We start from the raw sequence: 14,774 nt of genomic DNA on the forward strand, positions 1-14,774 counted from the left end.
TTTATTATTTTTCTGATTTATTTTTAAGGGAATGCATCAATACTCAGAGCAAAGTTAAGAGTTTGTTTCTGGGAGAAATAAAAAGTATTGGCTTACCCCATTCAAAGCAACATTGCTTTGAATGACATTAGTAAGAGCTCTCCGGTCCACAACCGATACATCCAAACCATCCACAGGAACACTGAGCAGATTCAGCTTTTCATAAGTTTTTCGTTCAGGAGTGGCAACAAACTGCACAATACCATCATCCGTATCTTCCGAGATCTCAAGTTCAAATGGGACATCGGCGCCGACAATGTGCTCTTGCTCTACTGATAATGGCGATGGGTTATTAAATGTAGGGTAAACCTGGAACGTAACACCGTTTGCAAGATGTATATAAACAAGCAAAAACGAATCGCTTTCTAGCAATTCTGAATAGAAGGTAACTCTAGGATTTTCGGTATTAGTTTCGACACTATTCTCAAACCTACCACTGAGAAGAAACTGCTCGCTTATTTCGCTCGAAAGATCATCGAAAAAATGAAAATGCTGTAACAGAGTTGGTTCTGTAACTTGTTGAATTCTAGTTTTTAATTGAGCATAAAATGCCTCTTGAGCTCTCTTAACCTGTTCTAGCTTTTCAGAACGTCGGTCTCTGGAAGATACCTCTTTCACCTCTGATGAGGGTAGTCTCTGAACATTATCAGAATTACTAACCGAGTTTAGCCCGTCGATACTCTTTTCTTTCTGCGGAATATTATCTACACCATAATTACTGAAATGGAAGAAAGAATAGACCGAAGCAACTCCTATCATTGCGATAGCCACCAGTCCAGTGAAACGATGTTTATCAAGAGTTAGGCCCGATTTTTTATTCTGTTTTTCAACATTTTCATTAGCAGTTAGCTTCGGCTCACGCTGCAAAATAGTGGCTACATTATTCGACAAAGTTTCAATGGCAACATCGAGCTTCATGTCTTGAGCATCTAACCAGTGGGAAACCTTCAAAAAATAATCCATAGCATCTGACGGCAATACGTCATCAATTTTAAATGGAATAATAGGAACCCCAGAGCTGACAGCCCTTTCAACTTCTCTCAAGACATGATTGGAACAATTAGAAGAATTCGAGAGAACGACAATCATGCAAGCACAGCCATCAATCCCTCGTACAATACCACTTGCCCAGTCTTCACCAGGTTTTAAGTCCCTTGGGGCTATCCAACATTTTAGTTGTACACTTTCAAGTTTGGAACTAATTTGATTGGCTATATTTTTATCTTTATTCGAATACGAAATGAAAACATCCGTCACGTCAGTAATTCCTGTAATTGCCAAATGTCTTTTGCAGAATTGCGTACACCGCACCAAATTGGCATTGCTTCCATGAACGAAAAAACCACCCTGACAAGGGTGGCTTTTACCAATTTTCCAATAAAATTATTCGCCAAGCACCTGCATTGGTTCAATATCCTGGCTTTCATTGCGAATATAACTTACGACATCATCAATAGTGTCCGAGCTAAATCCAAGCTTGGCAATAACTGAAATTTTACCATCCGCATGTCGTGCTAAGTGATATTCATTTACGCCCAACGCTCTGGTAAATAATGTGTGTACCTGACCATTTTTGATATCAACAGCTTTTACTTTGGTAGATGTTTTGTAAAATGCGATAGGACCAGTTGGCGTGCTTGCCCAATCTATTGCCCAAAAATAGTGACTACCATTTTTAAAACCATTCTGGTCAAAAAGCGCCTCGGTAAAGTTTACGTTAGCACACTCGTTTACAACCGAGTTTCTTTGAACACAACCACTATATTCGGCAACATCTTTGCCACTTAAATGAACATCTAGCGGTACTGTTTCGCCTGTAGCAATGTTTGCTAAAACATAGTGATCAGCCTTATTAAGCCCTAATGTATTTCCAAGGCTGTCAATAGAATCCATCAGGCCACCAATACCACTTTTTTGCGCTGGATTACTGTCCTTTTCCAATAGGATATAACCGCTTGATGCAACGTCGCCTTTTTGAAATTGAGCAATGTGATATCCATCAACAAGGTTTAATGGCTTCACTCGCCCACCAATGGTGTATTGGAATGCTGAACCTGTGCGGCCGATAATAAAGCCATCAGCAGTCGGAATTAATGTAGAACCAGGTAATGTTTTACCTGTTACGGTACGTACGTTGTAGCTAGAGCCGTTTTTAAAGACAGTTGCGATTTTAATCGGTTCTGCAGTCGAACCTGCACGAAAATATTTAAGGGTAAATGTGCCATCAAAATTTTGAATGGCGTATGTAAATTCACCAGTTAAACGATTACTACCGTGCTTAGCAACAGAACCTTCGAAGTCCAGATACATCTCGCCATCAATCAAGATACCATCTTTTTTCAGTTCAAAAAGTGCTGGTCCACCGGTTGCAAAAACGTTTTCTTTTTTCGCAAGCAATTCTTGTTCACTAATTGCAGGCTCCTGCTGCGCCATTTGATTTTGGTTTTGTACCTGCGGAGCCATCATCCGTTGCGTAAGAGCTGCTCTTGCTTGAGCTAATTGAGGGTTGTTGTACGCTTGAGGCGTTACTAAACAGCCAGTCAGTGAGGAAAGAGCAAGAGCGGAAAAAATAGCCTTAAGTTTAAATTGATTCATAAGGGGGTCCTTTACGTTAAAAATCAATATGAAAAAAGAGAAAGGACCTTAACCACTCAATTACAAAAGAGCAACAAATTGAATACAAAAAGTTACAATTTAAAGTTCGTTCGCACAATAAACACACATAAGGTTTAAAAATTGGCCGCAACAGCGTATATATTGATCACATATTAACCTTGTAATTGCCCTCTTCTTTCATTGTTTCTCAATGGACAATAAACAATTCAATCTGGAGTTAATATTTGGTTAACGATCTATTGGCAGAAAATCTCGATTAGTGACAGTTTGTTTTGACTCTCTGCCATAAGTAGCCCTAATTGCAGTAACGGCTGATTTATGGCGTGAACAGACTACATAAGAAGGGATATTCAATGCATTACCAAAGCGTTAATCGAACTGCACTAGTCAAGTGCTCAGTCTGGACATTTTAGGGAATTCAAAAATGCAAAAAGCCCAACTAACGTTGAGCTTTTCTGCACGGATCAAGACCTGACCCCACATAACGAAAAACAAAGCTTTAAGCCACAAGCTGTAAGCCGTAAGTAAGAGCAAAAAACAGGCTTTAACGCTGTATGGCTGTATGGCTGTAAAGTAAGAGTGAAAAGCAAAGCTGTATGCTCCAAGCTATAAGACGAGAGTAAGAGCCGATTTTTCTTAAAGCTTACAGCTTTCATCTTACAGCTTTATAGCCTTATAGCTCTATAGCCTTAAAGCCTCTCTGCTTTTTCTTATAGCATACAGCTTTCTACTTACAGCTTTCGTCCAGGTACTGGACTACTTTTTCCGCACTCTCGATCACACTCATTTCATCCGTCTTGATATGAATATCCGCCTGTAATGGCGCTTCGTAATCGGAGGTGATTCCGGTGAAATCTTTTATCTCCCCGGCCCGGGCTTTTTTGTATAAGCCTTTCGGATCCCTCGATTCACAGACATCAAGCGGGGCATCGATAAAGACTTCAATAAACTCGCCCTCTTCCAACATCTTGCGGACCATTTCACGGTCAGCGCGAAACGGCGAAATGAAAGCGGTGCTGACAATCAAACCGGCATCAACGAACAGCTTGCTGACTTCACCGATGCGGCGAATATTTTCAACGCGTTCGGCATCGGAAAAGCCCAAATCGCCATTCAGGCCATGACGCACATTATCGCCATCAAGTAGGTAAGTGTGTTTACCTTGTTTAAATAACAACTCATCAACGGCATTAGCGATGGTGGATTTACCACTACCGCTCAACCCCGTATACCATAACAAACAGGGCTTTTGTTGTTTCAGGCTGGCTCTGTCATGCTTTGATACCTGATGCATGTGCCAAACCGTGTTTTCTGTTTTCATAAAAAAATTCCTAAAAATCGTAGATTTTTAAAAGCTGTAAGCCATAAGCGATAAGACGAGAGTAAGAGCAAGTCCTATGCTGTAACGCTTTAAGGCTGTAAAGCCGTAAAGTAAAAAGCTGCTTTTTCTTATAGCTTACAGCTTTCGTCTTACAGCTTGCTATTAAAGTAAAAAGCTGCTTTTTCTTATAGCTTACAGCTTTCGTCTTACAGCTTCCTAATAAAGTAAAAACCGTTTTTTCCATAAAGCCATATAGCTTTATAGCCCTAAAGCCTTTCTTACAGCTTACAGCTTTGGTCTTACAGCTGCTTTTAAAACGGAAAAATAAGAGGGATCAGCGTGATCGCTGCTGTGCTATACGTGACCGACACGGGGATGCCGAACTTTATAAAGTGCTTAAGCTGGTAATTGCCAGCGTTAAAGACCATTAAATTGGTCTGATAACCCCAGGGCATAATGAAACTGCCGCTGGCTGCAAATGCCACAGCCATGATAAATGGCATGGGGTCAACCCCAAGGCCAAGGGCGATGTTATAGGCAATGGGAAAGATTAACGCTGCAGCGGCATTGTTGGTAACCAGCTCGGTAAAGACTAAGGTCACCAGATACACGCAAACAAATGCCAGCATCACGTCACTTCCGAGTAAATAGTGTTCTGCGCTGTCAGCAATTAACTGCGAGACGCCAGTATTTTCCATCGCGGTCGATAACGACAAAGCACAGGTAACCACCAACCAGATTTCAAACGGAAAGCGCCGTTTAATTTCGCTTAAACTGATGCAGTTAAAGGCAAATAGTCCGGCGGTGTATACCAGCAAACATTCCAGTAAGGTAAACGGCAAGGCAATCGATGCACTTATACTGGCAGCAAAACCGAGTAAGGCATAACTGTTGCGCCAGCCGGATAAGATGTTTTCCGGTTTCACCCCGGATAATAAAAAGAAGTTTTTCGATAAGTTCGGACGTGAGCGAAAGTCATTACCAACCGCTAAAACCAGAAAATCGCCAGAGCGAATGACGATCTCGCCAAGCTTTCCGGAAAGCGTTTCCCCTTCCCGGCGAATGGCGACAACGGCCGCGTCAAAGCGCGCTCTAAACCCAGATTGTTTGAGTGATAAACCGGCAATTGACGAACCGGGTTTGACCAACACTTCCGTGAGGTTATCGGTAAGGAGATCGTTTTGTTCGGCAAACAGTTGCAAGCCATCATATTGCTGCAGAACCTTTACCTTAGTGACATCGCCACTAAATACCAGTTTGTCCCCGGCTAATATGCGTTCATCCGGCGCCACCGGCGAAATTAAAAAGCCCTGGCGAATGATTTCCACCAGATAAAAGGCATCGATATTCCTCAGGCCATTGTCTTCAATTGACTGGCCAATCAATTTTGAATCGCTAGATACTTTTGCTTCAATAAAATACGCCTGCGGCTGTTCCGAGGTTTTAATGCTCTTTGGCAAGCGCGGCAACATCAACGCCATCACCAGAAAACAGGCCAGGCACGCCCCTATGCCAACCAGGGTGAAATCGAAAAACGCCAGGCTTGCCATGCCTTTTTCGATAACCATTGAATTAACAATAAGGTTGGTAGAAGTACCCACCAAGGTTAACGTGCCACCTAAAATGGCAGCGTAAGATAACGGCAATAACAACCGCCCCGGGTTGATATGCTTGTTATTTTTTAAGGGCGTAATCAGGGTTGCAACGATAGCGGTGTTATTTAATACCGCCGAGCTTAACGCCGTGCCAAACAACAACTTTACATAGGATGCCGTAGCTGATTTTGAAATCAGCTTAACCGATATATAGCGAAGAAAGCTGGTTCGCTCTAAGGCAAATGAACACAGGATCAGTAATACCAGCGACAATAAGCCTGAATTCACCCCGTTATCAAAGATCTCATCAGTAGTCACCAACCCACAAACCAGGCACAACAATATCGAAAAAGAAAATACCTTTTCCGGCGCTTTTTGAAATCGAACCAGCCCTAAAAAGGTGGCAAGGAAGATCCCCACCATCAACCATTGGCTAAGAAGCATAAAAAAACTTTTTCCCTTTCAGTCGTGTGAGACAACAGCACACTTCGTTCCTAGCACGTTTCACTCCTGGCACGCTGATAAATCAGCTCCTAGCATGCAATCTAAGATTGCGCCTAGCAAAAGCAAGAGCAACTCAAGAGTTATGGTGGGAGTGTGAGGTGGAAGATGATTTTTCTTCCCGCAGTGCAGCTAGATACTTCCACCTCCCACCGTATATTAGTTCCCCGTCATTTCCAGCCACGACTGGAAATCTGAACTCAGCCGAAGAGCGAGATCTTCAATTACTCGTAGATGACGAATCCGAAAAAGCAGGCCATAACGACTAAAGCTTTAAGCCCAAAAAGCAAAGTTTTAAGCCACAAGCTGCAAGCTGCAAGCCGTAAGTAAGAGCAAAAACAAACCTTAACTTAACTAGCCGCTTTTTCTTATAGCTTACAGCTTCTTTGCTTTTTCTTTATAGCGTTACAGCTCTATAGCCCTACAGCCTCTTTGCTTTTTCTTACAGCTTAAAGCTTTTAGCTTTTAGCTTTTAGCTTTTAGCTTTTAGCTTTTAGCTTTTAGCTTTTAGCTTACAGCTTTACATTCCCATTCTGGGAATGTAGCCCGAATAAACGCATTCAAGTCTTTTTCCGACTGGGTATATTCACGTGCCTGTGGCTGGTCTTCACCGGCGACTGTGGTTTCAGTGATCATACCCGCGCCCACGGTTATATTGGTAAGACGGTCAATAATCACAAACGAACCAGTACCCTTAACTTTCACGTATTCATCGATAACCACTGGAGAATTGGTCTGTACCACACAAGAAGCAATTTCATTTAACTGCATCTCACTTTCTTCGATGTGCTCCAGGGTATTTACATCAATGCGATGGTCGATTTTATTGACACGGCCATAGGTGTTCTTGGTACCAATTTTAAATTCGTACTCTTTACCCGGCTGCATCGCCGCTTCGCTCATCCAGACGATGGTGGCGCGGAATTTATCGGAAGCCGTAGATAGCTTGTTTGATTTAACCAGCACATCGCCACGGGACACATCGATTTCATCGTTTAAGGTGATTGTCACCGCCTGGCCGACAAACGCCGACTGCAATTCGCCATCGGCGGTCACTATGCTTTTCACCGACGATGATTTACCAGAAGGCATGGCAGTGATCACATCACCGACATGGATAATGCCACCGGCGATGGTGCCACAAAAACCACGAAAATCCAGATTTGGACGGGTAACATATTGCACCGGGAAACGAAAATCGTCGGTATTTTTATCGGTGTCGACTTTCACCGTATCCAGCAGCGCCATTAAGGTCGCGCCAGGGTACCATTCCATTGCCTCGGATTTGTTTACCACGTTATCGCCTTTCAGAGCAGAGATAGGGACAAAGCGAATATCCGGAATATCCAACTGCTCAGCAAACGTCTTGTAGTCTTCTTTGATCTTGCGATAAACATCCTGCGAATAATCGACAAGATCCATTTTGTTTACCGCAACGATAATGTGCTTAATACCCAACAAGGAACAAATATAACTATGACGTTTGGTTTGGGTTTGCACCCCATAACGGGCATCAACCATTACAATCGCCAAATCACAGTTCGATGCACCGGTTGCCATATTGCGGGTATACTGCTCATGGCCAGGACAGTCGGCGATAATAAACTTACGCTTTTCAGTAGCAAAATAACGATACGCTACATCAATGGTAATGCCCTGCTCACGCTCCGACTGCAAACCATCTACCAACAATGCCAGGTCAAACTCCTGATCCGTGGTATTAAACTTCTTCGAATCTGATTTAATCGCCGCCATATGATCTTCGAAGATCAATTTCGAGTCGTGCAATAGGCGGCCAATCAGCGTTGATTTACCATCGTCGACATTACCGCAGGTTAAAAAACGCAGCATGTCTTTGTTTTCATGTACTTTCAGATATTCTTCGATATCCGTTTCTAATAAAGATTGTTCGTCAATCATAAAACCTATTTCCGTTTCAAAGCTGTAATGCTGTAAGGCTGTAAGGCCGTAAAGAAAAAGCCGGTTTAACGCTGTAGCGCTTCAAGGCTTTAAGGCCGTAAAGTAAGAGCCACTTTATCGCTTTACAGCTCTATGGCTTTATAGCCTTCTTTGTCGCTGTAATGCTTTAAGGCTGTAAGGCTGTAAAGAAAAAGCGACTTTATCGCCTTACAGCTCTATGGCTTTATAGCCTTCTCTATAGCTTTATAGCTCTAAAGCCTTACGGCTTACTTTGCTCTAGTATCTTTTTTCTTAATCCATTCAACATGGCATCAATGTATCTGGTGTCTGACAACCATCGCTTGCCAATGTCATCATCTATGTAATCGATATCTATACCGATATAAATCTGGGTTCTCAACTCTGCGCAAGACCCTCTGGCCAATGTCAAAAAGTGTGCTTTTTCTTTGGCAGAATTGCGCGCCATACCTTCAGCAACATTGCTAGGTATCGACAAACCAGAACGAGTAATTTGATCTTTGTATCCGAAATTGTTAAATCCTTTAAAGTAAAGGTATAACTCTTTCGATAGCTTCAACGATTCTTTCCAAACCGTAAGTTTTTCATAATTCATAGCAAATCCTTTTGCATAAACAAGCTGTAACGATAGAAGGCTGTAGGGCTGTAAAGTAAGAGCGAAAAACCAAGCTTTAGCGCTTTAATGCCGTAAAGTAAGAGCGAAAAAACCGGCTGTAATGCTTTAAGGCTGTATGGCCGTAAAGTAAAAACCGCTTTTTCCTTAAAGCCTTATAGCTCTATAGCTTTAAAGCCTCAAATCCTTCTTTACAGCTTTATAGCTCTACAGCCTTACAGCTTACTTTTAACCCAACAACTATTATATAGTTGGGTTAAAAGTAACCTTCCATCTTCTTCTTCTCCATCGAGCCACTAGAGTCTTTATCAATGACTCGGCCCTGGCGCTCGGAGGTTTTGGTTAGCAACATTTCCTGAATGATTTCAGGTAATGTCTCGGCATTGGATTCAACTGCTCCCGTTAATGGGTAACAACCAAGGGTTCTGAAGCGTACCTTTTTCAATTCTGGAGTTTCGCCGTCTTCAAGAGGTAAGCGCTCATCATCGACCATGATCAGGGTTCCATCGCGCTCGACCACAGGGCGCTCGGCGGCCAGGTACAGGGATGGTAATTCAATATTTTCCAGATAGATGTATTGCCAGATATCCAGCTCAGTCCAGTTCGAGAGTGGGAAAACGCGAATGCTTTCGCCTTTGTTCACTTTGCCGTTATAGGTATTCCAAAGCTCTGGGCGCTGGTTTTTCGGATCCCAACGATGGTTTTTATCGCGAAATGAATATACGCGCTCTTTCGCACGAGATTTCTCTTCATCACGGCGGGCACCACCAAAGGCGGCATCAAACTGGTGTTTATCCAGAGCTTGTTTTAATGCCTGAGTTTTCATGATATCCGTATGTTTAGCACTACCGTGCACGAACGGATTGATGCCCGCATCAACACCTTCCTGGTTGATATGCACAATTAAGTCCCAGCCATATTTTTCAGCAACTTTATCGCGATACTCGATCATTTCTTTAAATTTGAACGTTGTATCCACGTGCATTAACGGAAACGGTGGTTTTGCAGGATAAAAGGCTTTTAATGCCAGGTGTAACATAACCGCAGAGTCTTTACCGACGGAATACAGCATAACCGGGTTATCGAATTCGGCCGCGACTTCGCGAATAATATGGATAGATTCAGCTTCCAGCTGTTTTAAATGTGTTAAGTTCATAATTCGCTCAAAATTGAGTAAGTAATAATAGATTTTTAAAATTGAATGTCGTCGTTAAATAAATTGCCAGTGCGAATGCAGAAAGGACGGAAGAGGAAGGGGAAAGCGAGCAAATAGCATGGGATGAAATCCCGCCTAGCACGTTTCAATCCTAGCACGCGTGCGCTCCTAGCAACTTCCTAATTGTAGTTTTCAGCTGTAACGTAAAAGCCGCTTTTTCCTTACAGCTTTTTTTATAGCTTTATAGCGTTACAGCGTGCTCTGCTCCTATCTTACAGCTTACAGCTTACAGCTTACAGCTTATAGCTTATAGCTTATAGCTTATAGCTTATAGCTTCCGACTCTCAGCTTTCCTATTGCGCCGTTCAACCGCTGCATTGGGTGTGGGTTAAAATTTAACTTGTTCGGGTAAAGTCTTGTTCCCTTCCCTCATGAATTAAGGGTGTTACTGACTAAGACCTAGATACCTCTAGTCACCTTGCATTACCTTAAGCAACCTGTTCTTTATTGTCAGGCTTTTTTACACATTTAGATATGTGTGAAAAGAGCTATTTTCAATGACACAACTTTAACCCTTTGTTATTTATCACAAACACCTAATTCTCTAGACGTTCGGCTCGATTTTTGCATTAATCCGACTCATGCATCTTAGCATATTGTCCATGCAGTCGATTTTAAGAGGTAACTATCATGGCAAGAATACTATCCTTACTCAAAATAAGTTTTTTAACCCTGTTATTGAGCTTACCAATCACCGCGAATGCAGAGCTAATCAAACTCCTGGATTTTACGGAAACAGCAGAAGAAGATGAAGGCCCAGTTTCTGGCGTATTCACATTTGAGAACTTACTTGGCATAGAAGGATTTAATGTTACATTTACAACCAACACAGGCGCTAATCATTGGCTTGATTCTGGCTCAGGATTGGGTATATGTCCTCTTGATGATTGTAATAACAACCCTGAAGACAATATAAATGTTGGAGAGGGAATAATTTTTACATTCACGCTAGATGGAAGTCCATTTATCGTGGAGGATTTCACTTTGCTGTTTGTTGGACATGAAAATGAGGGAGGTATTGTTACATCCAGAGTTGAAAAATCGCCCGGTGCATTTGTAATCGTGAGTAATAAGCAACCAATGTTTACGTTTCTCGGGACTACTGATACATATCCTATGTCTATAGTCTCTGGTGAATTGTACCTGGGATCTATTTGGATTGATGATAGCTTGCTTCCACCTCAAAGCATTCCTGAACCAGGGAATCTTCTTCTATTTCTTAGTGCTCTTTGCGGACTCATCCTTTCCACTAAGTTAAAGGTTGTATAAATATTTTCAAAAATCCGTTTTCACTGACATTGAGCCCGACTGAAAAAGCCGGGCTATTTATTTACTATAAAAACATCTAAGCATTCTTACCGCACAAGATAGTATCATTCGCGGAGATGTGCACTCTCATTGGTGATATAGCTAAGAAAGGAAAGGATTACGAAATTACAAAGCCGGTGAAGAAGTTGTTTCAATGATTCCGAACCTAATATCAATGCTGAGCTTACTTCTTAAACACTCGTCTTAATCCGTATTGCTCCATTAAGACCCCAACCCACTAATTTAATAACCGTTAGAATTGCCTTCCAAATCTATATTAGATTTTCCCCAGATAGATTCGAACATGGGTATCAAAAGCTTATTGCCAGCCTCACTTAAATGGTTGTCATCGTAATACAATGGGGTATTTTGCATAACTGCAAAACAAAATCCATTTTCACACAAGTAATCAGTCGGATCTAATAGCGTAACGTCGAATTTTTCCGCAGCACTTTCATATAAGCGATGCATAAATTGGTTTCGTTCCCTATATTGGTCCATTGAGATAGTTAACATCGAATTTTCAATACCATTTTTTAACTCTCTGGCATAACTATTGGGAATATCAACAGAGTATTCTGGAACCGCTTTTACTATGTATAACTGACGACCTTTGGATAGGCGCTCCATTGCTGCAAAAAAGTAATTTTCAAATTCATTAAATAATTCACCGGAAAGCTCACTATACTTTTTATTAAAGTAGACCAGTGGCCCTTTTAACTTTACCTTTTCAGGGTTTGTTTGATTAAAAAGAGAAACAGAGGGTCTATTAATAATGACAACTGGAATATTTGAATAGTCCTTCTCTAATCTAGTAATTTGCTCCTCTACGAATTCACCGCATTGAGAGTAAGGTATATCTCGACGTTTAATGCCCGGAATCGTAGAACAAGCAGAATAGCCTATAAATAAAATTTTACCTTTAGTATGATTCATCATCGCCGATTCAATAGCCGTTACCATAGAATTGGCATGAGAATCTCCAAAGACTATCAGGTTTATTTCACCATCATTTCCATAAAAACAGTCTTCTGCATTTATTCCGCTAGAAATTAAACATTCACTAGTCCTTGGGTTTATATTATTCGCCTGCATTTCAGCCTGAAAAACCGCCTTATCGAATCTTTCAGGCATCCCTTTTGTGTAATTAATTACAAAGCTAATTAAAAGCACAGGTAAAGCTATTGTGCACACTCGCCCTAGTTGGTTCAACCGCAAAAATTTTACATCACCTGAACGTTTATCAATCAACCTGGCATTACTCTCAATGAACCTCCAAGATAAATAACCAAGCAACAACGACAAAGAAACACCTAAAATGGACCAACTTAAACTAGTAAAACCCTGATAAGAAAGAAAAACCACGAGGGGCCAATGCCATAAATATACAGAATAGGAAATTTTTCCCATCCAGTTAGATAGCACGTTGTTTGTATATATACTTTCTTGGCGATTTGCCAAAATAATAATTCCAGTAGAAATGGTTGGTAACAATGCCAAATATCCGGGCCAAGCATCATTGCCATCAATGAGGTAAATACTCAGTCCAATCCCCATTAAGCCAGCGTAATTTAAATACTTTGACAACAATGGGCGATAGGAAAGCGGATAAAGAAAAACGAGGCCGCCAAATAACATTTGCCAGGCCCTGCTAGGTAAAAAGTAAAATGCGGCATTTGCAGATTTATAAGTTAGCCAAATAGAAAAGGCTAAAGATGTGAAAAGGCCCATTAAGAGTAACATTTTAACAATGTGTAGTGATAAATACCTAAACAGTATTGTAAGTCCGATAGGGTAAAGAATGTAAAATTGCCACTCTACCGACAAAGACCAGGTATGCAACAACCATTTTGAATGAGCTGCGGTGTCAAAATAACCACTTTTACGCCAATAAACGACATTAGATATGAAACCTAAGCTAGCTATAGCATGTTCACTTAATAACTCGTATTCACTGGGTAGCAGAATAAAATAGCAACCGATTAATACGAACCCGATCATGACCGTAAGAGCAGGAATTATTCTTTTCGCTCGGTTTTGATAGAACTTAAATATGGAAAACTCGTTTTTAGAATACTTTGTAAAAATAATCCCAGTCATCAAATAGCCACTAATAACGAAGAATATATCTACACCTACAAAGCCCCCCTTAAATCCAGATATCCCGAAGTGAAAAAGTACAACTGACAATACCGCTACAGCCCTCAGGCCATTTATATCATGTCTAAACTCCATTATTTAATACCTAATAAAGCTTTTTTGTGTCGTTAGTTATACCGCAATAGTAAAAACATTAAGCGTACGATAGCATCATTTGCCGAAGTAAATAAAAACTCTATTTTAATTAACCAACACAAAGCCGATCACAACATCAGGCAATATTGGGTGGGTTTACTTCTGGTCATGATCAGCACAAGCCACATTTTGATTTCCTAATGCAAAATTTGAATACAACACAAGTTAAGTTATACCGTTCGAATTACTATCAAGTTACTTTATTTACTTTGATTCTTTAGAATTGAGTCTTGATATTGAAGTTTATCCACGGAAAGTAGTTTCCTAAGCTTTATGGTAAATTTCCAAACATGTCGAATAAAGAAGATGTAACAAATTAGAGCCAATATAAAACCAACGAACATTATGGATTCATTTACCTTAAGCACCTCGCCTAGTATACCTATGGTCGACATACTTATAGACACGGCTGTAATAATCATCAGTGCCTGGCGATCGGTAAAACCTACACGCATAAAGATATGATGAAGATGATCGCGATCAGGCTTAAATGGATTTTGTTTTCTTAAAATACGTCGTTTAACAATTGTCAACATATCAATTAATGGGATAGCGATTATCCAAAGTGCTGCAACTGGTCTAAATAACGGAGAATCACCTTGCGTGCATACAGTGAGTAACCACACAATACTTAAACCAATAAACATACTACCTGCATCTCCCATAAACACTTTTTTTATACGTTTTTGGGTAAAAAGATTAAACCTCAAGTATGCCAATATCGATACAGAAATAACGCAAGGTATTACCACTTCAAAGGTATGAATGGCGAATTGAAAACTGTTACTTAATAACACTAACAGCATGATAGACAAAAAACTATTAATACTTAGTGAGCCTACAAGCCCATCGATACCATCAACCATATTAAATGCATTGATGGCCCCCAATACGCAAAGAATAGTAAAGCCGACCCCGAAAACTCCTAAAGTTATAACACCCACATTAAAAATATCACCTAATTGTTCGAGATAGACACCAAGCCCAAATATCATTAGGCATGCGATCAATACCTGTGCTAGAAGTCTGTGACGAACTCTCAAGTCAAATCTGTCATCTATTGCCCCTACTAGGACCATTGCTCCGGTAGCAAATAAAAATAAACGAAGCTGGGTAGTATCTGGCAAAATGAGTATAGACGTGATTAACAATGAGCAATAAACTGCAATACCACCAATTAAAGGGATCTCCCCGTAGTGATTTTTACGTTGATTGGGTTTATCAACAAGACCAACCTTATGAGAGTATGGTTTAAGAATTTTTATACTAACGAATGAAAAAAAATAACCTACAATCAGGCAGGCTAGCATGATATTAACAACACTCATCGAT

At 40.8% G+C, this 14,774-nt stretch carries 10 protein-coding genes; 1 reads left to right on the plus strand and 9 read right to left on the minus strand.

Going from position 1 to position 14,774, the window contains the following annotated elements:
• Positions 1-54: 54 nt before the first annotated feature.
• From E8M12_RS05730 to cysD, 7 genes are all read right to left on the minus strand, one after another.
• Complete coding sequence (locus tag E8M12_RS05730; RefSeq protein ID WP_169303049.1) at positions 55-1,320, minus strand: toll/interleukin-1 receptor domain-containing protein; 1,266 nt, start codon at positions 1,318-1,320, stop codon at positions 55-57.
• A gap of 102 nt (positions 1,321-1,422) precedes the next feature.
• Complete coding sequence (locus E8M12_RS05735; RefSeq protein WP_136735136.1) at positions 1,423-2,634, minus strand: hypothetical protein; 1,212 nt, start codon at positions 2,632-2,634, stop codon at positions 1,423-1,425.
• Between the two features lie 748 nt (positions 2,635-3,382).
• Positions 3,383-3,976: an adenylyl-sulfate kinase gene (gene cysC / locus E8M12_RS05740; RefSeq protein ID WP_136735137.1), complete on the minus strand. Its 594-nt coding sequence runs from the start codon at positions 3,974-3,976 to the stop codon at positions 3,383-3,385.
• A gap of 311 nt (positions 3,977-4,287) precedes the next feature.
• Positions 4,288-6,015, minus strand: coding sequence for an SLC13 family permease (locus E8M12_RS05745; protein WP_136735138.1), 1,728 nt, complete (start codon positions 6,013-6,015; stop codon positions 4,288-4,290).
• Positions 6,016-6,579: 564 nt separating this feature from the next.
• Entirely contained in the window at positions 6,580-7,992 is a 1,413-nt protein-coding gene (cysN, locus tag E8M12_RS05750) for a sulfate adenylyltransferase subunit CysN (RefSeq protein ID WP_136735139.1), read from the minus strand.
• A 259-nt stretch (positions 7,993-8,251) separates the two neighbouring features.
• Positions 8,252-8,605 carry a four helix bundle protein gene (locus E8M12_RS05755; protein ID WP_136735140.1) on the minus strand — a complete coding sequence of 118 codons (354 nt, stop codon included), beginning with the start codon at positions 8,603-8,605 and terminating at the stop codon, positions 8,252-8,254.
• A gap of 274 nt (positions 8,606-8,879) precedes the next feature.
• A complete protein-coding gene (gene cysD, locus E8M12_RS05760) occupies positions 8,880-9,779 on the minus strand; it encodes a sulfate adenylyltransferase subunit CysD (protein ID WP_136735141.1) in 900 nt (299 codons plus the stop codon).
• A 690-nt stretch (positions 9,780-10,469) separates the two neighbouring features.
• Between cysD and E8M12_RS05765 the strand changes: the two genes are divergently transcribed.
• Positions 10,470-11,108, plus strand: a complete 639-nt coding sequence (locus tag E8M12_RS05765) for a hypothetical protein (RefSeq protein WP_136735142.1) — start codon at positions 10,470-10,472, stop codon at positions 11,106-11,108.
• A 282-nt stretch (positions 11,109-11,390) separates the two neighbouring features.
• Here the strand turns inward: E8M12_RS05765 and E8M12_RS05770 are convergent, their stop codons facing one another.
• Positions 11,391-13,382 (minus strand): acyltransferase family protein, encoded by a 1,992-nt coding sequence (locus tag E8M12_RS05770; protein WP_136735143.1) that lies wholly within the window; start codon positions 13,380-13,382, stop codon positions 11,391-11,393.
• A 260-nt stretch (positions 13,383-13,642) separates the two neighbouring features.
• The gene (gene wecA / locus E8M12_RS05775; protein ID WP_246034029.1) at positions 13,643-14,770 is read right to left on the minus strand and encodes a UDP-N-acetylglucosamine--undecaprenyl-phosphate N-acetylglucosaminephosphotransferase; all 1,128 of its coding nucleotides are present in this window, start codon (positions 14,768-14,770) and stop codon (positions 13,643-13,645) included.
• Positions 14,771-14,774 lie beyond the last annotated feature (4 nt).

Origin of the sequence: Thalassotalea mangrovi, from assembly GCF_005116735.1 — a bacterium.
In the GTDB taxonomy this organism is placed as follows: Bacteria; Pseudomonadota; Gammaproteobacteria; order Enterobacterales; family Alteromonadaceae; genus Thalassotalea_A; species Thalassotalea_A mangrovi.